28 protein-coding genes and 2 tRNA genes are annotated in these 25947 nt (G+C 68.0%); 12 read left to right on the top strand and 18 right to left on the bottom strand.

What is annotated here, in order from left to right:
- Nucleotides 1-60 precede the first annotated feature (60 nt).
- A complete protein-coding gene (gene sppA / locus DA69_RS01565; protein WP_025977778.1) occupies nt 61-1860 on the bottom strand; it encodes a signal peptide peptidase SppA in 1800 nt (599 codons plus the stop codon).
- 149 nt (nt 1861-2009) lie between these two features.
- Nucleotides 2010-2780 carry an SIMPL domain-containing protein gene (locus DA69_RS01560; protein ID WP_025977779.1) on the bottom strand — a complete coding sequence of 257 codons (771 nt, stop codon included), beginning with the start codon at nt 2778-2780 and terminating at the stop codon, nt 2010-2012.
- A 190-nt stretch (nt 2781-2970) separates the two neighbouring features.
- Between DA69_RS01560 and DA69_RS01555 the strand changes: the two genes are divergently transcribed.
- Both DA69_RS01555 and DA69_RS01550 read left to right on the top strand, forming a co-directional pair.
- Nucleotides 2971-3046, top strand: a tRNA-Ile gene (locus DA69_RS01555).
- An 83-nt stretch (nt 3047-3129) separates the two neighbouring features.
- Nucleotides 3130-3795 (top strand): ribonuclease HII, encoded by a 666-nt coding sequence (locus DA69_RS01550; protein WP_064108305.1) that lies wholly within the window; start codon nt 3130-3132, stop codon nt 3793-3795.
- A 4-nt stretch (nt 3796-3799) separates the two neighbouring features.
- Here the strand turns inward: DA69_RS01550 and DA69_RS01545 are convergent, their stop codons facing one another.
- From DA69_RS01545 to pyk, 3 genes are all read right to left on the bottom strand, one after another.
- Nucleotides 3800-4045: a hypothetical protein gene (locus DA69_RS01545; protein WP_025977781.1), complete on the bottom strand. Its 246-nt coding sequence runs from the start codon at nt 4043-4045 to the stop codon at nt 3800-3802.
- 63 nt (nt 4046-4108) lie between these two features.
- Nucleotides 4109-5149 carry a DNA adenine methylase gene (locus tag DA69_RS01540; RefSeq protein ID WP_025977782.1) on the bottom strand — a complete coding sequence of 347 codons (1041 nt, stop codon included), beginning with the start codon at nt 5147-5149 and terminating at the stop codon, nt 4109-4111.
- A 9-nt stretch (nt 5150-5158) separates the two neighbouring features.
- Nucleotides 5159-6625, bottom strand: coding sequence for a pyruvate kinase (gene pyk / locus DA69_RS01535; protein WP_025977783.1), 1467 nt, complete (start codon nt 6623-6625; stop codon nt 5159-5161).
- Between the two features lie 230 nt (nt 6626-6855).
- Here pyk and DA69_RS01530 point away from each other — a divergent pair, with 230 nt between their 5' ends.
- A complete protein-coding gene (locus DA69_RS01530; RefSeq protein WP_167349624.1) occupies nt 6856-7692 on the top strand; it encodes a CatB-related O-acetyltransferase in 837 nt (278 codons plus the stop codon).
- Here the strand turns inward: DA69_RS01530 and DA69_RS01525 are convergent.
- The 11 genes from DA69_RS01525 to DA69_RS01480 form a co-directional block, all read right to left on the bottom strand.
- Nucleotides 7659-9359 carry an alkaline phosphatase family protein gene (locus DA69_RS01525; RefSeq protein ID WP_029972599.1) on the bottom strand — a complete coding sequence of 567 codons (1701 nt, stop codon included), beginning with the start codon at nt 9357-9359 and terminating at the stop codon, nt 7659-7661. The two genes, DA69_RS01530 and DA69_RS01525, sit on opposite strands and share 34 nt — an antisense overlap.
- Nucleotides 9360-9464: 105 nt before the next feature.
- Complete coding sequence (locus tag DA69_RS14815; RefSeq protein ID WP_025977786.1) at nt 9465-9596, bottom strand: putative transporter small subunit; 132 nt, start codon at nt 9594-9596, stop codon at nt 9465-9467.
- 12 nt (nt 9597-9608) lie between these two features.
- Nucleotides 9609-11309 (bottom strand): sodium:solute symporter family protein, encoded by a 1701-nt coding sequence (locus DA69_RS01520; protein ID WP_025977787.1) that lies wholly within the window; start codon nt 11307-11309, stop codon nt 9609-9611.
- A 589-nt stretch (nt 11310-11898) separates the two neighbouring features.
- The gene (locus tag DA69_RS01515; protein WP_051582114.1) at nt 11899-12243 is read right to left on the bottom strand and encodes a ubiquitin family protein; all 345 of its coding nucleotides are present in this window, start codon (nt 12241-12243) and stop codon (nt 11899-11901) included.
- Nucleotides 12244-12423: 180 nt separating this feature from the next.
- Nucleotides 12424-12508: transfer RNA gene (locus tag DA69_RS01510), tRNA-Leu, on the bottom strand.
- A gap of 10 nt (nt 12509-12518) precedes the next feature.
- Nucleotides 12519-13925, bottom strand: coding sequence for a M20/M25/M40 family metallo-hydrolase (locus DA69_RS01505; protein WP_029972601.1), 1407 nt, complete (start codon nt 13923-13925; stop codon nt 12519-12521).
- Nucleotides 13926-14048: 123 nt separating this feature from the next.
- Complete coding sequence (locus tag DA69_RS01500) at nt 14049-14288, bottom strand: DUF3297 family protein (RefSeq protein WP_003169732.1); 240 nt, start codon at nt 14286-14288, stop codon at nt 14049-14051.
- Between the two features lie 99 nt (nt 14289-14387).
- Entirely contained in the window at nt 14388-15251 is an 864-nt protein-coding gene (locus tag DA69_RS01495; RefSeq protein WP_025977790.1) for a MotE family protein, read from the bottom strand.
- An 82-nt stretch (nt 15252-15333) separates the two neighbouring features.
- A complete protein-coding gene (locus DA69_RS01490) occupies nt 15334-15951 on the bottom strand; it encodes a DUF6468 domain-containing protein (RefSeq protein ID WP_025977791.1) in 618 nt (205 codons plus the stop codon).
- Between the two features lies 1 nt (nt 15952).
- A complete protein-coding gene (gene fliM / locus DA69_RS01485; protein ID WP_025977792.1) occupies nt 15953-17035 on the bottom strand; it encodes a flagellar motor switch protein FliM in 1083 nt (360 codons plus the stop codon).
- Nucleotides 17035-17691, bottom strand: a complete 657-nt coding sequence (locus DA69_RS01480) for a flagellar basal body-associated FliL family protein (protein ID WP_025977793.1) — start codon at nt 17689-17691, stop codon at nt 17035-17037. Before DA69_RS01480 ends, fliM begins: the two co-directional genes overlap by 1 nt.
- Nucleotides 17692-17870: 179 nt before the next feature.
- Between DA69_RS01480 and flgF the strand changes: the two genes are divergently transcribed.
- The 9 genes from flgF to DA69_RS01435 all read left to right on the top strand — a co-directional run bounded on the left by flgF (nt 17871) and on the right by DA69_RS01435 (nt 24832).
- On the top strand, nt 17871-18608 hold the full coding sequence (gene flgF / locus DA69_RS01475; RefSeq protein ID WP_024354813.1) for a flagellar basal-body rod protein FlgF: 738 nt from the start codon (nt 17871-17873) through the stop codon (nt 18606-18608).
- Between the two features lie 14 nt (nt 18609-18622).
- On the top strand, nt 18623-19411 hold the full coding sequence (gene flgG, locus DA69_RS01470) for a flagellar basal-body rod protein FlgG (RefSeq protein ID WP_025977794.1): 789 nt from the start codon (nt 18623-18625) through the stop codon (nt 19409-19411).
- A 3-nt stretch (nt 19412-19414) separates the two neighbouring features.
- Complete coding sequence (gene flgA / locus DA69_RS01465; RefSeq protein WP_025977795.1) at nt 19415-20206, top strand: flagellar basal body P-ring formation chaperone FlgA; 792 nt, start codon at nt 19415-19417, stop codon at nt 20204-20206.
- 14 nt (nt 20207-20220) lie between these two features.
- Entirely contained in the window at nt 20221-20943 is a 723-nt protein-coding gene (gene flgH / locus DA69_RS01460) for a flagellar basal body L-ring protein FlgH (protein ID WP_025977796.1), read from the top strand.
- Between the two features lie 124 nt (nt 20944-21067).
- On the top strand, nt 21068-21544 hold the full coding sequence (locus DA69_RS01455) for a hypothetical protein (RefSeq protein ID WP_025977797.1): 477 nt from the start codon (nt 21068-21070) through the stop codon (nt 21542-21544).
- 37 nt (nt 21545-21581) lie between these two features.
- A complete protein-coding gene (locus tag DA69_RS01450) occupies nt 21582-22085 on the top strand; it encodes a hypothetical protein (protein WP_029972602.1) in 504 nt (167 codons plus the stop codon).
- Nucleotides 22086-22093: 8 nt separating this feature from the next.
- Nucleotides 22094-22594, top strand: a complete 501-nt coding sequence (locus DA69_RS01445) for a hypothetical protein (RefSeq protein WP_025977799.1) — start codon at nt 22094-22096, stop codon at nt 22592-22594.
- Nucleotides 22595-22655: 61 nt separating this feature from the next.
- Nucleotides 22656-24446, top strand: a complete 1791-nt coding sequence (locus DA69_RS01440; protein ID WP_025977800.1) for a DUF885 domain-containing protein — start codon at nt 22656-22658, stop codon at nt 24444-24446.
- 17 nt (nt 24447-24463) lie between these two features.
- Nucleotides 24464-24832 carry a hypothetical protein gene (locus tag DA69_RS01435; RefSeq protein ID WP_025977801.1) on the top strand — a complete coding sequence of 123 codons (369 nt, stop codon included), beginning with the start codon at nt 24464-24466 and terminating at the stop codon, nt 24830-24832.
- A gap of 11 nt (nt 24833-24843) precedes the next feature.
- On the opposite strand, the gene DA69_RS01430 is transcribed toward DA69_RS01435, so the two are convergent.
- On the bottom strand, nt 24844-25185 hold the full coding sequence (locus tag DA69_RS01430) for an MmcQ/YjbR family DNA-binding protein (protein ID WP_025977802.1): 342 nt from the start codon (nt 25183-25185) through the stop codon (nt 24844-24846).
- Nucleotides 25185-25835: a peptide-methionine (S)-S-oxide reductase MsrA gene (msrA, locus tag DA69_RS01425; protein ID WP_025977803.1), complete on the bottom strand. Its 651-nt coding sequence runs from the start codon at nt 25833-25835 to the stop codon at nt 25185-25187. The genes DA69_RS01430 and msrA overlap by 1 nt, the downstream gene beginning before the upstream one ends.
- Nucleotides 25836-25947 lie beyond the last annotated feature (112 nt).

Genomic DNA, 25947 nt, shown 5'->3' with positions numbered 1-25947 from the left:
CCTGAACGGTCAATGGACTGCGACATCACGCACCAGTCACTTTTGCGGTCCCGGCCCGGCTCAGAAGGCGGGCTGATCGGCCAGAACAACAGCGCCGCGGCTGCGCATCCGGTCGACTTCGACCCGGTTCAGAACGGCCTGGGCGGCGGGATCGCCCATCACCTGGCCGACCTTGACCATGGCCTCGGCGGCCTGGCCCGAGGCGCCGAAGGCGGTAGCGAGCGCCTCCCACGGCGACTGCGGTTGCGGAAAGCGCTTGAAGCGGACGTTCTCCTCAGCCGGGATCTTGGCCAGTTCGCGGGCCTTAGCCACAGCCTCGTTCAGACCGCCCAGTTGATCGACCAGACCCAGGCCGTGCGCCTGGGCGCCGGTCCAGACACGGCCCTTGGCGATCTCGCGCACGCGCTCGACCGGCAGCTTGCGGCCCTTAGCGACGCGGGCGACGAACTCTTCGTAGATGCGGTCCATCGAGGCGGCGAAGGCGGCGCGCTGGCCCTGATCGAAGGTCTGCGTCGGCGAGAAGGCGTCGGCGTAGTCGCCGCCGACCGACAGACCGCGCATGTCGACGCCGAAACGGCCCAAGGCGTCGGCCAGCACGAACTTGCCGCCGAAGACGCCGATCGAGCCGGTCAGGGTCGAGGGCTGGGCCACGATCCAGTCGGCTTCCGAGCTGATCCAATAGCCGCCCGACGCGGCGTAGGCGCCCATGGACACGACCACCGGCTTGCCCGCCGCCTTGGCCGCGCGCACGGCGGCCAGCACCTGTTCCGAAGCTTCGGGCGAGCCGCCCGGCGAGGAGACGCGGAAGACGATGGCCTTCACGTCCTTGTCCTCGATTGCGTCATAGATGGCCTTGGCGGTGTCGTCCGAACGAATGTTGGAGCCGCCGCCGAAGGGCGAATCGTTGGAGCCGCGACCGGTCATGATGGCGCCCTCGCCGCCGACGATGGCGATGGCCGACTTGGCCGAGCCCGAGCCCGACGTCGTGCGCGTCCCCTTCAGCGAAGCGTAGTCGCCGAACTTGACGATCTTGGCGTCCTTGCCCGCCTTGGTCTTGGCTGCCGCTTCGGCCTCTTCGACCTGACCGATCTTGTCGACCAGCTTCAGCGACAGGGCCTGATCGGCCGAATAGGGGCCGGCCTCGATGACGGCCTTCAGGGCGTCCGGCGTCGTCTTGCGGTCGCGGGCGATGTTGGCGATGGCGTTGTCGTGGATGGAGCCCATCCAGGCCAGCATGGCTTCGCGGTGCGGCGCGGTGAAGTCGCTCTGGGTGAACTCGTTGACGGCGTTCTTGTATTCGTAGCGCTGCTCGAAGTCGGCCTTGACGCCGTACCTCTGGAAGGCGCGGCCCAGGAAGACGCTGTCCGCCGCCAAACCGACGGCCTGGAAGCCCGCCGTGTTCTGCAGCCACAGCTGATCGGCGCTGGCGGCGACCATATAGCTGGACATCACCGCGCCCACCGGCATGAAGCCCTGGCTGTGGGCGATGACCGTCTTGCCCGCGGCGCGGAAGCGGGCGATCGCCTGGCGCACCTCATCGGCCGAGGCGGGCGTCATGCCGGCTTCGGGCGCGCGCACCAGCAGGACCTTGACGTTGTCGTCGGCCGCCGCCTGGGCCAGGACGTCCACGACCTGAACCACCGACATGCTGGGGCCGCTGAAGGCCGCGAAGGGATTGGTCGGCGTCTGGTCCGTCAGCCCGCTGCGCAGGTCGAGCTCCAACACCGTATGGGCGGGCGTCGAAGGCTTGGAGGCGCCAGCCGCCATGGCGAAGAAGATCAGCGCCACGACGGGCAGGACGACGAAAAAGGCCACAAGCCCGGCGAAGACGCCCAGCATGGTGAGGAAGAACTGCTTCATGGGAAGGCGGACGTCCAGGATCGCGGCCAGAAGCGGCCAAGCGTGAGGATAGAGGCCGCGTCCGCTCCGTCAAATGAATGGACGGTAATAAACCTATGAAAAAGGGCTCGCCGTCGCCAGCGAGCCCTCATCATTTCATCCGGACGGGATCAGCGGCCGATGTCGTAGGCGCCGCTGATGTCGATGCGGACCGACAGCTCGCCAGCTGAGACCGGGGTCGAGGCGCCGCCGGCGTCCATCGCCGCGCGGGCGTACATGGCCTGAGGGCGCACTTCCGGCACGTAGCCGCCGCCCTCGGTCAGGGAGCGCACCTGCCCCAGCTGCACGCCCATGGCGTCGGCGTACAGGCGCGCCTTGTCCTGCAGGGCGCGCACGGCCAGCACGCGGGCCTGATCCTCGGCGGCCTTGGGATCCTTCAGGCCGAAGCTGATGCCGTCGATCTGATTGACGCCGGCCGTGACCACGGCGTCGGCGGTCGCGCCGACCTTGGTCAGGTCGTTGATGGTCACGGTGACGCGGTTCGAAGCCTGATAGCCGCGCAGCTTGGGCGGTTCGTTCTGCTGATAGTCGTACTGCGCCGACAGGTTGAGGCCCGAGGTCTGGATGTCGCGCTCGGCGATGCCGGCGCGGCGCAGGGCGGCGATGACGCGCGTCATCTGCTGGGCGTTCTGGGCCATGGCCTCCTGGGCCGTCGGGGCCTCGGTCACCACGCCGAAGTTGATCGTCGCCTGGTCCGGCGCGACCTTGACCTCGCCGTAGGCCGACAGGTTCAGGGCGGGTTGTTGCGCCATGGCGTGCACCTGGATCGGAGAAGCGCCGCCGGGCTGAGATTGAGCGCCAGAGGCGGCGGACGCGACGGCCGGCGCCGCCAAGGTGATCAGGGCCGCGCCCATCATCAGGGCGCGTGAGGTGCGGGTCATGGGGAGGTCTCCGTCGAAATCGTTCAGGCGGGCGTGTTCGCCAGCCACGGCCTAACTTGACCGTTTCAAGCTGAACGAACGCGGAAGACCCCCGTGCAGGTTCCATTCATCGGCGTGAAAAGCGCGACAGGTCCAAGGCGGCTTTGCAGCCGACGCGTCCCCTGCTAGGCACGGCCTTCCATGCGCTCGGGGGCCCGTAGCTCAATGGTTAGAGCCGACCGCTCATAACGGTCTGGTTGGGGGTTCGAGTCCCTCCGGGCCTACCATGCGCCGTGAGGCGGCGCCGCGACCCGCCCTCCTCTGTCTTGCAGGCCTTCCGTCCGGCCGGGCTTCGTGGCACTGGGGCGTGATGACGTCGCCTAAAGCCCCTGCCTCGAAAGCTCCCTGCAAGCCTGATCGCGCCTTCCCCACACTGCTGCTGGAGCTGGAGGCCCGGTCGACGTGGAACGGCCATATCTGCGGGATCGACGAGGCGGGCCGGGGACCGTGGGCCGGGCCGGTGTCGGCGGCGGCGGTGATCCTGAACCCCGACGACCTGCCCAAGGGAATCGATGATTCCAAGGCCCTGACCGAAAAGCGCCGCGCGGTGCTGGAGATCGACATCAAGACCCGCGCCCTGGCCTGGGGCGTCGGCTTCGCCTCGGTCGAGGAGATCGACCAGCTGAACATCCTTCACGCCACAGGCCTGGCCATGCGGCGGGCGGTCGAGGCCCTGGCCCATCCGCCGGTGCACGCCCTGGTGGACGGCAACTACCGCTTTCCCCTGCCCTGCGCGGTGACGCCCGTGGTCAAGGGCGACACCCGCTCCCTGTCCATCGCGGCGGCGTCCATCCTGGCCAAGACGGCCCGGGATCGGCTGATGATCGAGATGGATGCGACCTACCCCGGCTACGGCTTCGCCAGCCACAAGGGCTATAACGCCCCCCTTCATCAGAAGGCGCTGCAGGCGCTCGGCCCCTGCCCGGAGCATCGGCGCAGCTGGGCGCCGATCAGGGCTTTGCTGGAAGCCGCCTAACGGTTCAGACCGACAGGACGCCGCCCAGCATCATGCCCATGATGCCCGCTACGAGGGCGCCCAGCAGGAAGATGGTCCATCCGTCCAACCCGCGCCCCACGCTGTCGCGGTGCGCTGGGCGTTTGACGCTGGCGGAAGTCGTATCGATCGCCAGCCTCCGCCCGAACCGGGAGGCCCCAGCCTGATCGCCCGCCGCGCGGCGCGCGGTGTCGAAATCACTATGGGAACGGGGAGAAGCAAACGAACGCATGTCAGCAAAACGACAGGCCGCCAGCTTCGTTCCTTCGGTCTTCGCCCTAGCGCGTCCGTCAGGTCAGGCGGCCACCGGCAGGACCACGGGCCGATCGGTGACGACGAACAGGTGTTCGACGTTGCGCAGGCGCCCCACCGCACCGACCTTCTCGCCCTTCAGATTATGGATGCCGATCCGGGCGCCGACGTAGCGGGGATAGGGGATATCGAGCACCTGGACGTGACCGCGCGACGCCAGCATGGCCACCAGATCCTCGCGGCTCAGATAGCCCTCGTCGTTGAAGCTGACGATCAGGTTCGGCGCCTTCAGCCCTTCGATCACCGACTGCATGGCCGGGCCGATGCCGGGGCGGCTGTTGAAGGCGCTCTTGCGCGTCTTCACATCGATCCGTTTGCGCGCCACGCCATAGGTCTCAGGCTTGTCCCACAGCACCAGGCTTTCCCAGCAGTGGTAGTTGGCCAGATAGGAGTGCTGATTGTACGGCGGATCCAGATAGACCAGATCGGCCTCGACCTCGGTCGCGATCTCCACGGCGTCGCCACGCGTCGCCACGCACGGTCCCGAAACCACGCCGGGCAGCAGGTCGGGCAGGCGCAGCTCCAGCGGTTTCAGCGCGCGCGGCGCCCACTGCTTCATATAGGCCATCTGCAGGCCCGCCGTGGAATCCACGCGGTCGGCCGCCTCCATCAGGGCGACCAGGACGACGGACTTAAGCTCCGGCTCCAGCCCCATCGTTTCGATGCGCTCGCGCATGGCGTCGATACGGGCGCCGTTGTCGGGGTGGAAGAAGCGGGCCTCTTCGCAGAAGGTGCGGGTGAACCAGCCGGCCTCTGGCTGCACGGTGCGCAGTTCGGCCAGCACGGCCTCGGCGCGCTCGGCCCAGACTTCGCGGTCCGCCTGCACATAGGTCGTGGCCAGGACATGGGCATAGGCGTTGTGATCGTTCGACCAGACGCGGAAGCCGTCGCGCTTCAGCCGGTGGCCGACGCGCGCCGTGCCGGAGAACAGGTCGCAGACCATGCCGCCCTCAGGCAGAGCCGCCCGCACCGCTCCCGCCACATGGCCCAGAAGCGCCCGCTTTGAGCCGATGTATTTGATCATTCCGCCCCGTCAGGTTCCGCGGGCGCGCCTCGCCCCTTGTCCGCCGCGAGGCGCAGCATGGGCCGGAGCATGGGCCAGACGCAACAGATTCGCCGCGCCCGGCGCGCCAAACGGCGTTCCAGCCAGGATGAGGATGCGCTGGCCCGGCTCGGCGAGGCCGTAAAGCATGGCCGCCTGGACCGCATCGTCGGTCAAACCCTCCAGCGAGGTCGGCTGATCGCCAAGGCGCGGCTCCAGCCCCCAGACGAGGGCCAGCCGGCGCGCCGTCTCCGGCTTGGGCGTCAGGGCCAGCACCGGCTGCAGCGGCCGCTCGCGCGACATGCGCCGGGCCGTGCCGCCCAGGGTGGTGAACACCACCATGCAGGCCGTCGAGGACGCCTCGGCCGCCTTCCTCGCCGCCGCGACCAGGGCGTCGACATCGTCGATGTCCATCCCGGCGTGTTCGGCGTCCATCAGGCCCGGCCACAGGGGGTCGCGCTCCACCCGTTCCATGATGCGGTTCATGATGGCCACCGCTTCCAGCGGATAGTCGCCCGCCGCCGTCTCGGCCGACAGCATCAGGGCGTCGGCGCCCTCATAGACGGCGTTGGCCACGTCGGACGCCTCCGCTCGCGTGGGGGCGGGCGAGCTGGTCATGGATTCCAGCATCTGAGTGGCGACGATGGCGGGCACCCCGCGCTGGCGGGCGGCGCGCAGGATCTTCTTCTGGGCGACCGGCACCTCTTCCGGCTCCATCTCGACGCCCAGGTCGCCGCGCGCAACCATGACGCCGTCGCAATAGTCGAGGATGCTATCCAGATCGTTCAGGGCCTGGGGCTTTTCGATCTTGGCCAGACAGGCGGCCTGACCGTTCACGATGCTTTTCAGCTCGGCCATGTCCTCGGCCTTCTGCACGAAGCTGAGGGCCACCCAGTCGACGCCGAGACGAAGCGCAAAGGCCAGGTCCTCGCGGTCCTTGGGCGTCAGGGCCGAGACCGGCACCACCGCCTCGGGCACGGCCACCCCCTTGCGGTCCGACAGTTTGGAGCCGCTCTCGACCGTGACGTCGCACCACTCGTCGGTGCGCTCGCCCACGCGCAGGCGCACGCGTCCGTCGTCGATCAGCAGCAGCATGCCCGGGCGCAGGGCGCGGAAAATCTCCGGATGCGGCATCTGCACACGGGTCTCGTCGCCCAGAGCCGGGTCCAGGTCGAAACGCATCTTGTGGCCGGGCTTCACGTCGATCTCGACATCGGCGAAGCGGCCCAGCCGCAGCTTGGGGCCTTGCAGGTCGGCCAGCACGCCCAGGGGCCGCTTCAGCGCCATCTCGGCGCCGCGCACGGCCTTGAAGGCGGCGGCGTGATCGTCGTGCGAGCCGTGGCTGAAGTTCAGGCGAAAGACGTCCACCCCGGCCTGGGCCAGCGCCTTGACGGTTCCCGGCGCGCGGCTGGCGGGTCCGAGTGTCGCGACGATGCGGGCGCGGCGGGCTCTTTGCATAAACGGGTTTCCTCGTGTGGCTCTGACGGCCGACGCCTCCCCTCAGAGGCGTTTCTCAAGCCCTTGTGCCAAGGAAACGGCAGGGGCGTAAGAGCGCCTCAAGCCGCGGAAACACGAGTTTATGAGCGCCAGATCCGCCAGCTCTCTTTGTCTTCAGATGAGTTATGGGGTGGCGAACCGTTCACGGTACTGTAGTCCTGCACGCTCACAGACCCAGTTTAAAGAGTACCATGCGCGTCACCCGTGAAGGCCTTGACCACCTCTATAATGCAGGCGTGATGCTGTGTCAGAATACGCCGCCTCCATCAAAAACCTATGGTTGGGCGCGAGTGGATACCGATATCCGCGTCATGAGAACCTTTGAGATAGAGGGACCATGCGTACTCTATAAAGGCCCTTACACACCCTCGATCGGCGGCGACGCGTCGTCCGGCCTGTGCGCCATGGGCATGCACAGCTACTCCTATTCGGCGCTTCACGAAGCCATGCGGATAGGGCGCTATTGTTCGATATCGACAGGCTTGGCCATATTGGACTCCACCCATCCGATAGACTGGGTGACGACCTCCATCATCGCTTTTCGGCCTCATAACGACATCGTTCGGGGGCACGTGGATGAGAACGTCGTAGAAGCGTTCAAATTTTCCCCGATCGGCTTGAAGCCCTATCCGGTCATCGAGCACGATGTCTGGGTCGGACGCGACGTGACCCTGAGCATGGGCGTCACGCTCGGGACAGGCTGCATCGTCGCCGCCGGAAGCGTAGTAACCAAGGACGTGCCGCCCTACGCCATCGTCGGCGGCAATCCCGCGACAATCATCGGCTGGCGCCATCGCCCTGACACGATCCGCCGGCTGCTCAACAGCCAATGGTGGCTCTACAGCGCCCGCGACCTGACCCGTCTCCCTCTAGATCAGCCGGACCGTTTTTTAGACATGCTGGCGCAAGCGGTTGAGAGCGGAAAAATCCGCCCTCATACGCCGCTCGCCGTGCGCGTCAGCCCAGAAGGGATCACTCCTGTCACCTCCGCGACCTATTCCGCCGCGCACCGGCCCTTGGCGAACTGAGGCAGGTCCATGCAGCGGCCGTCGATCGGAGCGCCCGGTTCGATCCCGATGAGATTGGCCAAGGTCGGGGCGATGTCGATGGTGCGCATCGGCAGGAAGCGCTCCTGGCCTTGCGCGCCCGGCCACCAGAAGACGATGGGCACGCGGCGGTCGTAGTCCCAGGGCGACCCATGGCTGGAGATGGCGCCGCCGACGCGGCCCTGGCCAGTCAGGCCCGGCTGCCAGGCGCGCAGGATGTCGGGCGAACGGCCCGCTACGGCCGACAGACGCAGGCGTTCGCGCACGCTTAGGTCTTCGGGATTGAGCGAGGCCGGCGCAGGCTCAGCCAGAAGTTCGTCCCGCGACACGGCCAGGGCCACCTGCGGCTCGGCGTTCAGCAGTTCGACAGCGGCCGCCAGCACCTGCGAGCGCAGCGGCTCGGCCAGCGACCTGCGGTCCCTGTCGACGATGACGAAGCCGCCCGCCGAGGACACGACCGGATCGGCGTCGAGACCGAAACGGGCCTTCAGCGCCGCATTGACGCGCGGTTGCAGGGCGCGGTCGACCCGGCCCGCGTGGGGATAGCCCTCGACCGCCGACCGCTCGGGGAAGTCCGAACCGCCGTGGTCGGCCGTCAACGCCACGATCACTCCGCCGGGGATGGTCGACAGCCGGTCGAGGAAGGCGCCCAGGGCCGCGTCCAGACGCAGCATCTGCTCGCACATTTCAGGGCCCTGAGTGCCGAAGCCGTGGCCGATCCGGTCGGTGGCCGACAGGCTGACGCCCAGCATGTCGGTGACGCCGCGACGGCCCAGTTGCTGCGTCTCCAGCAGTTCGATGGCGCCTTCCAGCGTCAGCTCGTCCAGCACCGGCGAGTTGTCGAAGCGGTCGTTCACCGGCGGCAGTTTGGAGTCGAAGGTCTGGCCCGCGATGGTCCACTGCCCTTCCAGACGGCGGCAGGCTTCGTTGGTATAGGTCCAGCTGGGCGTGGCGGGGCTGAATCGCTCGGCCATGCGGGCGTTGATCGCCGCCACCGGCGCCAGCCGCGCCTGCGCCGACTGACCCGGCTCGACATAGGTGGTGAAGCCGAAGCCGTCGGTCAGCCAGAAGGCGCCGTCGCCCTTGTGGCCGGCCAGGGTGATGGCGCCGCGATCCTTGCCCGACACCCCGTAGACGCGGCTCTCAGGGCTGACCGCCTTCAGCCAGTCGCCCAGGGTCGAGGCGCTGAGCTGTTCCGGGCCGACCGGGCCGTTGTCGGTGTTCTTGCCGTGAGCCAGGGTGTTCTGCGGCGCGGCGAGGCAGTAGGTGTCCTGCCCCGTCCGGGTGTCGATCCAGTCGTTGGCCGGAATGCCGCTGTGGGTCGGGTGCACCCCCGTCAGGACGGTGGAGTGACCGGCGCAGGTCACGGTCACGCCGTGGGTCTGATAGCCGTTGATCGAGACCAGGCCCTGATCGGCCAGGGTCTTGAGCCCGCCGGTGAACTGGCTGCGATACTGGTTGAACAGATTGGCGCTGAGCTGGTCCACTACGATGGTGACGATCAGCGAGGGCGAGGCCCGCTCGCCCGCGGGCGTCGCTGTCGCGGCCGCCTTCGGGGACGCCGCCTCGGCCGCCTGTGCAACTCCGCTCATGGCGGCAAGCCCGAGAGTCAGCCCCAGGGCGGAGGCGAGAAGGCGGCTGCGGATCATCAGGAACTCCAGGCGAAGCAGAATGTCTTCCAACCCCTAGCCGTCTGCAATGACGGGTCCAAGACAGTCAGGGCATGAAAAAGGGGGCCGCAGCCCCCTTCGACATCAGATCATCGGCTCGCCGCGCCGGTGCGCGTCCAGCCACTCCTTGAAGAAGGCGCGGGCGATGAAAGCCAGCACGCCCGCGACGATGACGGGCCACATCAGGACATAGGTCGTCAGCCAGAAAGGGGTCATTGCGATCTCCTGTTAGCGGGGTTGGGGGATTTGCGAGCTCGAGCGGGCGGGGGCGGCCGCAGAGGCGGCGACGGGTTCGGCTTCCTCCACATCGAAGTCGCCGGTCATGCGGGCGATGCGCGAGAAGTCGAACCCGTCCTGATTGGACAGCGACATGGCGGTGCAGACCACGGTGCTGACGGCATAGGCGATCAGCGAGCCGCTGAGCACGGCGTAGTCATGCAGGAAGCCGATGGCGAAGGGCGCCACGGCCACGGCGGCGATGAAGCCGACGATCCGCGCCGCTCTCGCGCCGAAGAAGCCGAAGGTCATCAGGCCCGCAACCACGCCGACGCCGACCACGGCGATCACGTCGAAGACATAGCCGATAGCGCCGTCCATCGGGATCCAGCCGAACCGCACCGGGAAGAAGATCGCCAGCGCCGCCAGCACCGAGACGGTGAAGGCCTTGTTGGTCACCTTCTCCCAATAGAAGCTGGCGATGACGGGGAAGACCAACGCGCCCCAGATGGCGCCGACCAGGACCAGCAGGTCCAGGATGTTCATCCGCGCCCCGGCGAAATACAGCGCCGCGCCGGTGGCGATGACCATGGTGGCGCGCCCGACGGTCAACATCAGGCGCGGGTCGGCCTTGCGCTTGCCCGCACGGCCGTAAATGTCGGCCATCATGATCGACGACAGGGCCGACAGATCGGAATCCGCCGTCGAGGCCAGCGAGCCGATGATCATGATGAAGAAGATGCTCAGCAGCACAGGCCCGAAATAGGTCCCGGCCAGTTGCGGGATCAGGTTGTTGAGGTCCCCCTCCATCGGATTGATCCCGGCGTAGAGCGCCACCACGCCCAGCATGCCGATGCCGATGATGGTCGCGCCGTAACCGACCGTGGCGGTGATGAAGGTCGGCCGGATCAGATCCTCGCGCACGGCGAACAGGCGCTGGGCGATGGTCTGGTTGCCGATGGCGTAGGCCAGGACGGCGGCGATATAGGGCGCGCCCTGGTTCAGGAAGGCGTCGGACGAGAAGAAGCTGGTCTGCTGCGGCGTCAGATTGGACGCGCCTTCGATGAAGACCGCCGGGCCGCCCATGGCGAAGAAGATGGCCGGGATGATCACCACCACGGCGCCCAGCATGGCGCAGACCTGGATGAAGTCGGTCAGGACCGAGGCGCGGAAGCCCGACCACAGGGTGTAGAGCAGCACCCCGCCGGCGATGACGACGATGCCCTGGCTGAAGCTGAACGGCGACAGCATGGAGATCAGGGCGCCGCCGGCGATGAAGTTGGACGTCAGGCTGATCACGCTGCCCAGAACGTTGGAGCCCGCCAGCATCAGCTGGCTGGAGCGGCCGTGCCGGGCGTACATGACCTCGGCCAGCGTATGGGCGCGCGGCGCCACAGCGCGGATGCGGCGGCCGTAGGGGTAGATGAACAGGATCATCAGCGCCCCCCACAGCCCATAATGGATCGGCCCCGATATGCCGTAGACGTAGCCCGAGGTGGCGGACGCATACATCGACGCCGCCCAGATCCAGGTCGCCGTCATCGAGGCGGCGGAGACGCCCAGACCGATCCCGTTCCCGGCGGTCATATAGGCGTCGGCGTTTTCCTTGCGTCGGCTGATCCGGAAGGAAATCAGCATGGTCAGGCCGAAGAACAGCACCAGCAGGCCGATCGTCAGCGGCCCGCCCAGTTGTTGAAGTTGTAAGTCGTCCACGCGCGCCTGCGCTCCTGTCTGTTCTACTTCCGGCGAGCCCCCGGCCCGCCCTACGCGCAGCCGCAAAGACGCCGCCGCGCCCCAGGCGCAGGCAGACGGGATGTCACGGTTGCGTTCGCACCCGACGAAAACGCCAGGCGCAAGGAAAAGGCGCGTCCGGCGCGCCGCGCGGCTCGCTCCCGCAAGCCACGAGAAGACAGCTTAATACATCAACAGCAAAGCCGAGATAAAGTTTTTGTGCAGCACAAATGTCTTGACAGAAATCGGGCCCTTTCCAGCAAGGCGATAGACAATCAAACCAAGATCATCCAACCTTAACTTTCGGCAAGGGAAAATGAACTAAAACCATATTCATCACGCTTTATACTTTACTCGCAACAAATGCCGGTTAAAGGCGAAGAAATCGACCGACACCGAAAACTTCATTCATCGACATTGGTTTTCATGCAGCGGGTGAACGCGCCCTGCCAGACCGCCGAGCGCCGCCGCCTTGAAGGGTCGCCTCGCACGCGGCCAAAATGCAAAACGCCTGCGTTCGAGAACGCAGGCGCTTAGTTCTGATCCAGCTGTCCGTCTGGCGCGAAAAGCCTCAGGCGAGCCGCCGCCTCTGGATGGCGACGCCCGCGCCGCCCGCCAGGCCCAAGGCAAGAATGATCAACGCCCATTCGGACATGGTCGGGACCGCCGCCGCCGGCAAAGCCAGGTGGAGAGTGCTCTCCTTCTGGATATTGTAATCAGCAAGCGTGCGCCCGTCTTCCAACTGCACTCCAGCGAAGATCAGGCGCTGCTGGGGAGGGGGGATGCCTTCCTTGTCCTGAATCTTCGCCTTCACGGCGTCGATCGAATCGCTCGGCTCTACCTCAAGGGCAATGGTCTTGCCGGTCAGAGTCTTGACGAAGATCTGCATCGCACAAGCAGGCTGGGCGAAGCTCATGCTCAGGACGAGCGCAATCAGAAGGGGGAATACTCTTGGCAAGTCACGCCTCCGCCAACGCTGCCGGAACTGCGGCGCAAGGGAGCCCTGTTATCCCAGTTGATCGCTCGGGTCACGCCGGCGCCTGGAAGGGCCAGCCCCAAAAGCCGGCCAGGGGGCGCAACTCGATAAAGCCATTCATGGTGCGAGCGGCGGGAATCGAACCCGCACGACCGAGGTCGAGCGATTTTAAGTCGCTTGCGTCTACCAGTTCCGCCACGCTCGCAGGGCGCGTCTCAGCGCTTGGCCTCCTGTGCCGCACGAGCGGCCCGGAAGTCCACATCTGAATCGGCGATCAGGCGCACCAGAGCCGCCCAGGCGGCGACGTTCTGCGTCATCTGGGCCGGGTCGATCTTGTCCAGGGTGTCGTCGGCCGTGTGGTGCAGGTCGAAATAGCGCGTGCCGTCCTGGCGCAGGCCGAAGACCGGGACGCCCGCCTTGGCCAGCGGGCCGATGTCGACCCCGCCGTACAGTTCCGGCTCGCCCGGCAGCACGCCCAGCGGGCGCAGGATCCGCTCGGCGATGCGGGCGAAGTCGGTCCCCTGCGATCCCGGCGGCAGACCCAGGGCGTAGACGCGGTCGGCGCCGAAGTCGCTTTCGCCGGCGATGACGTGCTTCTCGACGCCTGCGCCGATGTTGCGGACATAGGCGCCGCCGCCGTTGCCGTGATCGGTCGGCTGGGCGACCTCTTCGGAGCCGTACAGGACCACGCGGATGGTGCGGGCCGGGCGGCCCTGTTCGGCGATCAGCTTGGCCGCCGCCAGGGTGATGGCGCCGCCGGCGGCGTCGTCGATGGCGCCGGTGCCTAGGTCCCAGCTGTCCATGTGGGAACCCAGGACGATGATCTCGTCCGGGCGCGCGGCGCCGACGATGTCGCCGATGACGTTCTGGCTGACCGTCTCATAGGTGCGGGCGGTGGATTTCAGGCGCAGGCGCACCGTCTCGCCCATGCCGACCAGACGCGCGATCTGATCGGCGTCGGGCGCGCTGAGCGCGAAGGACGGCAGCGGCACCCTGCCGTCGACATAGCGGGTGGTGCCGGTGTGCGGCATCCGGTGCTCGTCCGAGCCGGCCGAGCGCATCACGAAGGCGACCGCGCCGCGCTTGGCCGCCTCGGTCGGGCCGACGCTGCGAATGCGCGAGAGAGAGCCGTAGCCCGAGCCGTTCTGCATGCGCACCATCTGGCCGCCGTCGACCACCGCGATCTTGCCGGTCAGCGACCCGGCGGGCGCGGCCGCCAACGCTTCCAGGCCGTCGAAGAAGACGATGTCCGCCTCGACGCCCTCGGCGGGGGTGGCGATGGAGTGGCCGAGCGCCGCCACGACCAGCTTCTGCGGACGGGCCCCGAGGATCTCGGCGCTTTCCTCGCCCCGCTCCCAACCGATCAGGGGGAAGGTCTCGATGCGGACGTTCTGGAAGCCGTGGGCGCGCATGTAATCGGCGGCCCAGGCCGAGGCGTCCTGCTCGGCGCGCGAACCCGCCGGGCGCGGGCCGAAGCGGGTGGTGATCTGGGTGACGTAGTCGAGGGCGATATTGCCCTTCAGCGCCTGGTCGCGCACCTGTTCGGCGGCGCGGATGGTCCTGGCGTCCTGGGCCAGGACCGGCGTGGCGATCAGGCCGAGCGCCAAAGCGCTGGCGGCCATCAGACGAGCATTGAACGACAAGTGCGCCTCCCCAACTCTACAATGAGGCGCGGACCCTAGCGGGCGAAGGCTGCGACCGAAAGTCTCAGCTTCGCCGCCAGAGCGGAAATCGAAGGCTCTCGATCACTCGCCCTTGATGAAGGGCTCGACCGGGCCTTGCAGCTTGACGGTCAGGGCCTTGCCGCGACGGTCGACGCGGTTGCCGACGGCCAGGCGCACCCAGCCTTCCGAGACGCAGTATTCCTCGACGTTGGTCTTTTCCTCGCCCTTGAAGCGGATGCCCACGCCACGCGCCAGCAGGTCGGCGTCGTGGAAGGGGCTGTCGGGATCGACCGAAAGGCGGTCAGGCAGGGCGTCGGACATGGCAGGTCTCATGAAAAGGCGAAGCGGGCTGAATAGCCGCGCGGGCGGTTCGCGACAACCATTCTCCCCCTCCCCTCAATAGCGGAGGAGCTAGGACGATTACTGCACCGACTGGCGCGCCCCGGCCGGGGCGTCGGCCGCCGCCGCATAGGGGCGCGGACCGGTTTCGGCGGGCGCAGCCGCCTTTCTCACCGGTTGGGCGGCGGGGCGAGCCGCCGGACGGCGCGGCGTCGTCTGGGCCGCCTGGGCGGGCGCGGGCGCAGGCGCTGCAGGCTGGGCGGCTGGGGTCGGGGTCGGAGCGGTCGCAGCGGGCGCAGCCACGGCGGCGGCGCGGGCGGCGTACTGCTCGGCCTGGAAGCGCTTGGCCAGCTTCTCGGTCAGTTCACGCGCGGCGGCGGGCGGCATCTGGGCCATGATGGCGGCCAGAGTGCGGGGGCGCATGGCCGAGGCGACCGGCAGGCGCACGCTGTCGTCCAGGGTCGAAAAGACCGCCGCCGCCTCCTTGGGCCGCATGGCGGAGTAGACGGCGACCAGACGGTCCTCTTCCGCCTTTTCCTTTTCGTCGACCTGGCCGATCAGGGCGCCGATCTCGCTCTTGAGGGCTTCCAGGGCCTGCAGTTTGGCGTCCAGCTTCTGCTCGGCGGCCACCATCAGCGGCAGGGTGGTGGCGAAGTCGGCGTCGCGCGCGTCCAGGGCGTCGCGGCGTTTGGACAGGGACTGGATGATGCGCAGCTCGGCCGGAGAAATCCCCGCCTGCTGGGCCAGTTGTTCGGGCGTCAGGGCGCAGACGGCGGGGGCGGGCTTGGGCTCGGACTTGGCCCCCTCGCCTTCCTTGACGGCGGCTTCCTGAGCCCAGGCGGTCGCGCCCTGAAACAGATCCGGCGCCACGCCCGCAGCGCGCACGGCCACGACGCCGCCGATGGCGACGGCGATCAGGGGCAGAAGGCGGGGCAGCTTGCTCATCGGTCAAACTCAGGAAAAAAGCGGCGTAACATCATCGCCCCTCAAGTCGTCCGAGACCGCGCCTCGGACATAGGGGCCAACATCAAGCAGCGAACAGATCGTCGTCCAGACTACGGCGGGCGCGGTTTAGGCTCTGTTGCGCAGCATGGTTAGCGGCCAGGGCCTGCATCACCGGCGAGGCGCGCTCAGGCGCGGGCGCAGGCTGCGACGGCTTGGGCGATGGGGCCTTCATGACCGCGCGAGCGCCTTCGATGCGCTCCATCAGGGCCGCCATGCGGCGGGCGCGGGTCTCGTCATCCAGCAGGGGCGAGACTACAGAGGCGCGGGCCGGTTCGGCCTCGGCGGTCGCCTCGATCTCAGCCAGAGCCCTGGCGGCGGCGCGGCGTTCGTCCTCGCGCGTTTCAATACGGCTGTCGACCGGGCGGGCCGGGGCGCGGGCGATCAGCACCTCCAGCTCCTGCTTCACCGCGCGGGCCTTGATGATGCGGTCGTGCAGCAGGTCGGTCTCCTGACCCGAGGCGCGCAGGGTGGCCAGGGCCTGTTCGGCGCGTCCGGCGGCGCTGTTCAGCTCCGTCACGGCGGCGGCGAAGGCCAGCTGACCCTCGCGCAGGGTCTTCAGCTTGCGCTCCAGCTTGATGCCGTAGCCGATGGCCGCGACCAGCAGCAGCATGAGGATGGAGTCGAGGATGATGCCGGTCATGTCAGCGGGTCCCTCTGGCGATACGGGCGGCGGCGTCGGTGCTGATGGGGCCTTCGACGCGAACGGCGATGTGCTGGCCCTTGCGGCCCATCTTGCCTGTCGTCAGCGGGATGGATCCCGCCCGCACCGAGACCTCGGACTCAGGCGTGGCGTTCAGCATCAGCGTGTCGCCGACCTTCAGGTCCAACACCTTGGACAGGGGCATCTGCTGCTCGTCCAGCACGCAGCGCACCTCGGTTTCGGTGGTCCAGAGTTCGGTGGCCAGGTGGCCTTCCCAGATGTTGTCGCGGCCGAACTTCTCGCCCATGAACTGCTGCAGCAGCATCTTGCGGATGGGCTCCAGCGTCGAATAGGGCAGCAGCAGTTCGACCCGGCCGCCGCGATCTTCCATGTCGATGCGCAGCTTGACCAGGATGGCGGCGTTGGCGGGGCGCGCGATGGCGGCGAAGCGAGGGTTGGTCTCCAGCCGGTCCAGATTGAAGTGGACAGGAGTCAGCGGCTCGAACGCCTGCCGCGCGTCATTCAGGATGACCTCGACCATCCGCTGCACCAGCACCCGTTCGATGGTGGTGTAGGGCCGCCCCTCGATCCGCAGGGCAGCCGTGCCGCGACGCCCGCCCAGCAGGACGTCGACGATGGAGTAGATCAGGTTGGAATCGACCGTCAGCAGGCCGTAGTTGTCCAGCTCCTCGGCCCGGAACACCGCCAGGATGGCCGGCAGCGGGATGGAGTTCAGATAGTCGCCGAAGCGGATGGAGCTGATGGTGTCGAGGCTGACCTCGACGTTGTCGGAGGTGAAGTTGCGAAGGCTGGTCGTCATCAGCCGCACCAGGCGGTCGAAGACGATTTCGAGCATCGGCAGGCGCTCGTAGGAGACCAGGGCCGAGTTGATGATGGCGCGGATGCCGCTGCGCTCATCATCGTCGCCGCCGCCCATGTCGAAGCCCAGCAGGCTGTCGATCTCATCCTGGTTCAGCACGCGCTCGGACAGACCCGCGCCCAGATCGGCGCCCAGGTCGGCGCCCAGGTCGGCGTCGCCGCCGAAGGGATCCAGTTCGTTGTCGGGAGCCAGGATGTCGCTCATTACTGCACGAGCATTTCTTCGATCAGCACGGCGTCGACCTTGCCGGGCGCCGCGATCAGGTTCACGCGGCGCAGGATTTCGGCGCGCAGCTGATACGACCCGGCCGACCCGGCCAGATCCTCGGGGCGCAGTTCGCGCAGGAAGCCCTGGAACATGTCCTGCATCCGCGGCGCCTCGGCCTGAAGGTGCGAGGCCACCGAGGCGTCCTTCATCTCGAGCGTCAGACGCAGCTTCAGATAGGTCGGGCGCCCGTCCACCGACTGAATGTTCACGATCATGTCCGGCAGGGTGTAGAAGGTCACGCCGTCAGGACCGGGCGCGATCTTGCCTGCGCCGGCGGGCGCCTCGCCCTCCTTGCCGCCGCCGTGACCGCCGCCGTCCTTTTTCTTGTCTTCCTTAGCCGGAGCCGCGTGACCGCCCGCCGCCTCGGCGGACTTGGGCTTCATCAGCATGAAGGCGGTCGCGCCGCCCCCGCCCAGCACCACAAGCGCCGCCGGAATGATGATGAACAGCAGCGGGATCTTCTTCTTGCCCGAGGCCTCGGCGGCGCCGTCTTCGCCCTCAGCGCCGGGCGCGGCCTCGCTTACGGCGGGCAGGTTGGCGTCGTCGCCGACCGGCGCCTCGCTCTTCTTCTTGCCCAGCTTCAGTTTCAGCATGCCCAAGCCGCCCCGATCCTCACATGCCGGGTGTGGCCCTGTTTTGGTTAACGAGGCGTTTACAATCGGCAAATCCTGCCGGGCGCCGCACGGCTCAGAACCGCTCAAACCCCCATTCTACGGGCGTTAACCCTGTTGGCACGGTCGTTGCGACGGGAAAGGGCGAAAGGAGCCCGCTCGTGGAAAACGCCGCCTATATCGGATTGTCACGCCAGATGACGCTTCGCCGCGAGCTGGACATCGTGGCCAACAACGTCGCCAACGCCGACACCACCGGCTTCAAGGTCGAGCAGCTGATGGTCGGGACCGAGATCGGCGAGCGCGCGCGCAACGACGCCATCCGCCCCTCGGCCAGCTTCGTCCTGGACAAGGGCGTCGGCCGCGACTTCGGCCAGGGCGCGCTGAAGCAGACCGGCCGCGACCTGGACTTCGCCATCGAGGGCGAAGGCGCCTTCTTTACGGTGCAGACTCCGACCGGCCCCGCCTATACCCGCGACGGCTCCTTCGTCACCGATCCCGAGGGGCGGCTGACGACCAAACAGGGCCTGCTGGTAATGGCCGACGGCGCCGAACTGGATCTGGACCCTCAACGCGGCCCCGTCAGCGTCGCCCACGACGGCACGGTCAGCCAGCAGGGCCAGCCGATCGGCCGCCTGACCGTGGTGCGTTTCGACGACCTGTCGGTGCTGCAGAAGTCCGGCGACGGCCTGTACCGCAACACGTCCGGCGCCGAGCCGATGGAGGCGACCGACGCCCAGGTGCGTCAAGGGACGCTGGAAGGGTCGAACGTCAACACCCTGATGGAAATCACCAACCTCATCGAGATCAACCGCGCCTATGAGCGCGTGACCAAGATGATCGAAAACACCAACGACCTGTCGCGCCGCTCGATCGAGCGGCTGGGCCGGGTTTCGTAAGGGAGAGCTGAGACATGCGCGCGCTTCGCACCGCCGCCACCGGCATGGCCGCCCAACAGCTGAACGTGGAGGTCATCTCCAACAACATCGCCAACATGAACACGGTCGGCTTCAAGCGTCAGCGGGCCGAGTTCCAGGACCTGCTGTATCAGAACGTCGAGCGCATGGGGGCCCAGTCCTCGTCGCAGGGCACCGTGGTGCCGACCGGCATCCAGATCGGTTCGGGCGTCAAGGCGGGCAGCGTCTACCGCATCACCGAACAGGGCAGCCCCAACCGCACCGGCAACACCTACGACGTCGCCATTCAGGGCAAGGGCTATTTCCAGATCACCCTGCCCTCGGGCGAGCTGGCCTATACGCGGGCAGGCAACTTCACCATCAACGGCGAAGGCCAGCTGGTGACCGACGACGGCTATGCGGTCGAGCCCGCCATCGCCATTCCGCAGGACGCGCTGGACGTCACCATTTCCAAGTCGGGCCAGGTCCAGGTGACCACCCAGGGCGAGCCGGAGCCGCAGGTCGTGGGCCAGCTGGAGCTGGCGACCTTCTTCAACGAAGCAGGCCTGGAAGCCATCGGCGACAACCTGCTGCTGGAGACGGCGGCTTCGGGCCCGGCCACGGTCGGGGTGCCCGGCGAGGTCGGCTACGGCAATCTGCTGCAGCACTATACCGAATCTTCCAACGTCGATGCGGTCAGCGAGATCACGGCGCTGATCGTGGCCCAGCGCGCGTATGAGATGAACTCCAAGGTCATCACCACCGCCGACGACATGCTGGCCGTCACGGCCCAGGTGAAGAGCTAAGCCATGAAGCGCGCCCTGATCCTCGCCCCCGTCCTGGCCGTCGCCGTCGCCGCACTGGCTGCCCCCGCATGGGCCGGGCCGGTCAGCCTGCTGCCCGATCCGGTCGACGACGACGGCCGCATCACCCTGGGCGAGTTGTTCGACAACGCGGGCGAGGCGGCCAGTGTCGTGGTCGGCCGCCGCGTCGGCCCCACCGCCGTGCTGGAAGCCTCTCAGGTGCAGATCGCGGCGCGCCGCGCCGGGCTGGAATGGAGCAACCCCAGCGGCCTGCGTCGCATCGTGGTGCGTGAAGGCGGCGCCGCTGCGGCCGAAGCCTCGGCTCGTCCCGCCATCGCCAGCGTCAGCGCGCCCGCTCGAGCCGGCGCCAGCGTCGAGGTCCTGACCTATGCCCGCAGCCTGGCCGCCGGCGAGGTGGTGCAGCCCGAAGACGTGATCTGGGCCTCGGTCCAGTCGCACCTGGCCCCGGCGGGCGCGCCCCAGGACGCCGAAGTCGTGATCGGGCTGCAGGCCAAACGCGCCCTGCGCGCCGGTTCGCCCGTGGCCCAGCGCGACCTGGCCTCGCCCCAGGTCATCGCCCGCAACGACATGGTCGAGGTCGCCTATCTGAGCGACGGCGTCGAACTGACCGTCACCGGCAAGGCGACGCGCAACGCCTCGGCGGGCGAGGCCGTGCCGATCCTGAACGTCCAGTCCAACCGCACCATCGACGCCGTGGCTGTGGGCCCCGGCCGGGCCGTCGCCGGTCCCGCAGCCCAGATGGCCCGCCGCAACCCGCAACAGTTCGCCGCCCGTTGAGCGAGAGAGACATCATGCGCCCCCTGCCCCTGATCGCCCTGTCCCTGTCCGCGCTCTCGCTGGCCGCCTGCTCCACCGCCATCGAGGCGGTGAAGGGCCCGGAACTGGCGCCCATCGGCTATCCGGCCGCCCTGGTCCCGGTCGAGCAGGCCTATCTGCCTGAGCCGACCTCGGCCAGCGCCAACAGCCTGTGGCGCACCGGCGCGCGCAGCTTCTTCGGCGACCAGCGCGCGCGCCGCGTCGGCGACATCCTGACCGTCGCCATCGACATCAACGACCGCGCCCAGACCCAGAACTCGACCCAGCGCAACCGCACCAACAGCGCCTCGGGCGGGGTGACCAACTTCTTCGGGCTGGAGAACAGCCTGGGCCGCGCCTTCCCCGGCGGTTTCGACGCCGCCAACATGATCGGCACCGAAGGCGCCGTGAACGCCAACGGCTCGGGCAGCGTCAACCGCTCTGAGCGGGTCAACCTGACGGTGGCCGCTGTCGTCACCGCCGTCATGCCCAACGGCAACCTGGTCATCCAGGGTCGGCAAGAAGTGCGCACCAACCGCGAGGTGCGCGAGCTGACCGTCGCCGGCATCGTCCGGCCCGAGGACATCTCCAGCGCCAACACCATCCGCCACAGCCAGATCGCCGAAGCGCGCATCAGCTACGGCGGGCGCGGCGACATCAGCCGGATGCAGGCGACGCCCGCCGCCCAGTCCCTGGTCGAGCGGTTCAGCCCGTTCTGATCCGCGTTCACCGAAACGTGTGATTCCAGCCGCACCCGATCACTGAATCGCGCGCGGCCCAGCGGAGCCGTGAACTCTTAACAAGCGACCCGCGTTTGCTCTGTCGAACGCGGGTGAACTTGTGATGCGTAAGAGCCTTTTTCCAATCCTGAGCGCCGTGGGCCTGGCCGCCTTTGCAGCCCATGCGGCGACCCAAGCGCCTTCGGCGCCGCGCGGCGAAATCGAGCCGGTCGCGGGCTGGCATATGCTGCGCGAGGGCCCGATGGCGAAACTGGCGTATGGCCTGCCGGATTCGGACCAGCTGGCCCTGATGCTGACCTGTGCGCCGGGCGAGGGCTCGGCCGTGGTCTATGGCGATGTTCAGCCGCGCAGCGCAGGCTTGGTCCTGGCTTCGCACGGGCCGCAGCCCATCGATCCCCTGTCGAACGGCGAGGCCTTTGAAGCGCGCCTGCCGCTGGGCGATGCCGCCCTGACCGGGCTGGCGCGCGGCGGACGGATGACCGTCCAGACCGAGGCCGGCGATCGTCAGCTGACCGCCACCCGCGCCGAGCGGCGCATGGTCCAGGGCTTTCTTAGCTATTGCGCTTCGGGACATGCGTGATCACAGTCCCCCGGTTTTCCTCAGCGGGGGCTGAAACATGACCTCACTGCTCGGCCTGTCCCAGGCCATGCTCGTCGCCCTGGCCGTGCAGACGGCGCCGCAGAGCGGAGCCCAAACGCCGGCCGAACGGCCTCAGGCCGCAACGCCCGCGCGACCGCCGCGCGCCTCCGAAGGTTGGACCTGGACACTCTACAGCGGCGACGGTCCTCTGGTCCTGGCCAATGAGATTCCGGATACGCCGCGCCTGCGCACCACGCTGGAATGCGCGCCGGGCTCCAGCATCGTGCGGCTGGCCTTCCATGACGCGCCGGGCGCCGACGGGTTCGCGACCATCCGCTCCGGCGCTGCATCGGCCGAGGTCGAGGCCCGGGCGCGACGCGGCCGTCTGGAGGCGGTGCTGCGCGCCGACCATCCGGTCTTCGCCGCCTTCCTGGCGACCGGGCGGCTGACGCTCACCCTGGGCGAACAGGCCCAGACCATAGAGATCGACCGAGCGAATCTGCCCAAGCTGCGCCGCTTCGCCGAACTGTGCACCGGATAGGGATCAGGATGCGCCTCACTTTCTGGCTGACGGCCGCGGCCGTCGCCGCCGTGTCCGCCCTGTGCGCCTGCGCGCCGACCGTCGCGCCTCTGGCGACCAGCGCCGGCCCCCTGCCGGTCGCCGGTTACGACTGGTTCCTGAACGAGGATCCGGACGAGCCGCGCCTGTCCTATGGACTGGCCCAGTCCGACGACGTGCCGCTCAGCCTCATGTGCGCTCCCGGATCGGGCAAGATCGGCCTGTCGCTGGCCGCCGACCGGACGCCGCAGCGCCGCGCCGTGACGCTGGAATCGGGCGGCGACACCGAGACCTTCCCGGCCCGGATCGAGCCGGCGGACATGCACGACGGCGTCCATCTGGTCGCCACAGCGCCCGCGTCGCATCCGGTTTTCCAGCGTTTCCAGCGCCTCGGCTGGCTGGCCGTGTGGAACGGCGACCAGCGGTCGATGATGGCGGCTCAGCCGGGATCGCAGGATCGCGCCGCCCGCTTCCTGGCGTTGTGCCGCTAGGGGCTTGACCGCAGCGGCGCCGTCCGCTCCCTTCCCGCCTGCTCGTGGGAGGGCTTCAGTCATGCGTCATCTTCTTCTCCTCGCCGGCCTCGGCCTGTCGGGGCTCACGGCCGCAGCCGCCCTGCCTGCGCAGGCGGCCGTTGCTCAGAGCCAGTCCAGCGCCGCCGCGCTCGACGCCCTGCTGGTCGAATACGAAGCCTATCTGCGCCAGAACGACCCGATCGGCTCGGGCATGGACGGCGACCGCGCCGCCCTGTCGCGCCTGCCCGACGCCAGCCGTGCGGGCGAACTGGCTCGCCGCGCGCCGCTGAACGCGCTGAAGGCCCGGCTGGACGCCATCGACCCCGCCGCGCTGGATGAAGCGCACCGCCTGAACCACGCGTTCGTCGGCTATCTCATCGGCCGCGAGCTGGAGCGGATCGAACTGGACCCGTCGCGTCTGGCCTTCGATTCCGAAGGCGGCCCCGGCCAGATGCTGGCCTATGTGGCGCCCGCCACGCGCATCGCCACGGCCGCCGACGCCGAGGCCTGGCTGAAGCGTCTGGAGGCGGCGCCCGCCTATTACGACGCCGGCATCGCCAACACCCGGCGCGGGCTGGAGACCGGCCTGATCCAGGCCCGTTCAGTCGTCGACAGCGCCCTGGCCCAGGCCGAACGCGACCTGACGCCGGGCGAGGCGGGCGACGTCCTGCTGCGCCCGTTCAACGCCCTGCCCGCCACCATCCCCGCCGCCCAGCAGGAACAGTTCCGCGCCCGCGCCCGCGCCTTGGTCGAGGGGCCGATCACCGCCCGCCGCACCGCGTGGCGCGACCTGCTGCGCGACGAATATGCGCCGAAGGCCCCGCAGGCGCCGGGCCTGATCCACCGCCCCGGCGGCCGCGACCTGTACGCCTTCCTGGTCCGCAGCAATACGACCACCGACCTGACGCCCGATCAGGTGCACCAGATCGGCGTTGAGGAAGTCGCCCGCATCCGCGCCCGCATGGAGACGGAGATGCGCGCCGCGGGCTGGACCGGCGACTTCGCCGGCTTCCTGAACTTCCTGCGCACAGACCCGCAGTTCTACGCCCAGACGCGCGAGGAATTGCTTGAGAAGGCGTCCGAGATCGCCAAACGCTCGGACGACCGCCTGCCGTCGCTGTTCGCCACCCTGCCGCGCCTGCCGTATGGCGTGCGCCCGGTGCCGGTCGAGATGGAAGAGACCTACACCACCGGCCGCTACAACGCCGGGTCGATGAAGACGGGCGTCGCCGGCGGCTACATCGTCAACACCGGCAAACTGGACCAGCGGCCCCTGTATGAACTGCCCGCCCTGACGGTGCACGAGGCCGTGCCGGGCCACCATCTGCAGATCGCCCTGCAGCAGGAAGCCGCCGACCAGCCCTATTACCGCCGCCGCGCGTCGGTGACGGCCTTCAGCGAGGGCTGGGGCCTGTATTCCGAGTTCCTGGGCGAGGAAATGGGCATCTACCGCACGCCTTATGAGCGGTTTGGCCGCCTCAGCTACGAGATGTGGCGCGCCTGTCGTCTGGTGGCCGACACGGGCCTGCACTGGCTGGGCTGGAGCGAGGAACAGGCCCGCGCCTGCTTCCGCGACAACTCCGCCCTGTCGCCGCACAACATCGAGACCGAACTGCAGCGCTACATCGGCGATCCCGGCCAGGCCACAGCCTATAAGATCGGCGAAATCCGCCTGCGCGAGATCCGCAGCCGGGCCGAGCGCGAGCTGGGCGACCGTTTCGACGTGCGGACCTTCCACGACGCCCTGCTGGTCGACGGCGCCCTGCCGCTGGCCCTGCTGGACGCGCGCATGGAGCGCTGGATCGCCGAACAGAAGACCGCCTCCCAGTAAGAAAGCGTCCCTCCGACATGAACCTCATCAAGCGCATCTTTGGCGCGGTCCAGCCGCGCTATCTGATCCGCGCCTATGTGCTCAGCGCCGCCTTCATGGTGCTGATGGTCTGGATGACGCTGTCCACGGGCGGCGCGCAGCCCCTGCATGACCGCGCCGCGACCCTGGCGATCTTCGGCGTCGGCGCCCTGCTGTTTCCCTTCTCCAAGCTGGTCTGGGACGAGATCAAGCGAGTGATGATGGGCGAGACCGTCTTCTTCATGAACGCCGTCATCCTGATGTTCCTGAAGCTGGTCGTGAACCTGTTCCTGTGGGGCTTCTCGATCTTCATCGCGCCCGTGGGGATTCTTTATCTGTGGTTCCGGTCGCGCAGCGCCGCCGCCTGAAACCCCCAGCCCTAAAGTCCCAGTTCGGCCCGCGCCTTCTTCGTCAGCCTGGCGGCGATCAGAGCGTGGGCCGACTTCAGATGATCGGCCAACTCGTCATCCGGCCAGTCGCCCGGATCGGCCAGATGCACCCATTTCGCCCGCGCCAGATAGGGAGCCGGCGCCGCCCGCCCCTCCTCGGTCAGCACCTCATAGGCGATGTCGGAGACCTTGAACGACAGCCCGCCTTCGGCCCCGATCAGGGCGAACATCTTGCCTCCGACCTTATAGGCGTCATGCCGGGGTCCGAACGGGTGATCCATTGTCGCCCCCGGCAAGGCCAAGCAGACCTTGCCGACGCCCGCCCGATCCATCAGGCGCCGACACCCAGACCGATCGGGCAGACCACGCCCGTCCCGCCGATGCCGCAATAGCCCGCTGGATTCTTGGCCAGATAACCCTGATGGTAATCCTCGGCGAAATAATAGGGGCCCGCCGGTTCGATCTCGGTCGTGATGGCCCCGCGCCCCGCCGCGCTGAGCGCCGCCTGATAGGCGTCGCGCGACGTTTCCGCTTCCGCTTGCTGCTCATCATTCAGCGTATAGATGGCCGAGCGATACTGGGTGCCCAGATCATTGCCCTGACGCATGCCCTGCGTCGGGTCGTGGTTCTCCCAGAAGGCCTTCAGCAGATCGCCGTAGGTGATCTTGGTCGGATCGAACACCACCTGCACCACCTCCGTATGGCCGGTGCGGCCCGAACAGACCTCTTCATAGGTCGGATTGGGCGTGATCCCGCCCGCATAGCCCGCCGATGTGACCCAAACGCCCGGCAACTGCCAGAACACCCGCTCCACGCCCCAGAAACAGCCCATGCCGAACACGGCCGTCTGCATCCCCGCGGGGTGCGGCCCCTTCAGCGCATGGCCCAGCACGAAGTGGGTCTCATCGGTCGCCAGCGCCTCGGCCCGCCCCGGCAAAGCCGTCTCAGGCGTGGGCAGTTCATCATTCTTCTTCAACAACATGGCGAGAACTCCGCGAAAACATCGTCAACGCCTATATGGAGGCTTCAAGAGCGCTTGCCCATGGGGTCGTCATGCTCTAATCAGCCCCTCCCGTCGGTCCGCTCCCGACGGC

Origin of the sequence: Brevundimonas naejangsanensis (genome assembly GCF_000635915.2) — a bacterium.
Lineage (GTDB): Bacteria > Pseudomonadota > Alphaproteobacteria > Caulobacterales > Caulobacteraceae > Brevundimonas > Brevundimonas sanguinis.
Note: the sequence above shows the minus strand (reverse complement) of the source record. Positions and strands in the feature narration are given on the sequence as shown.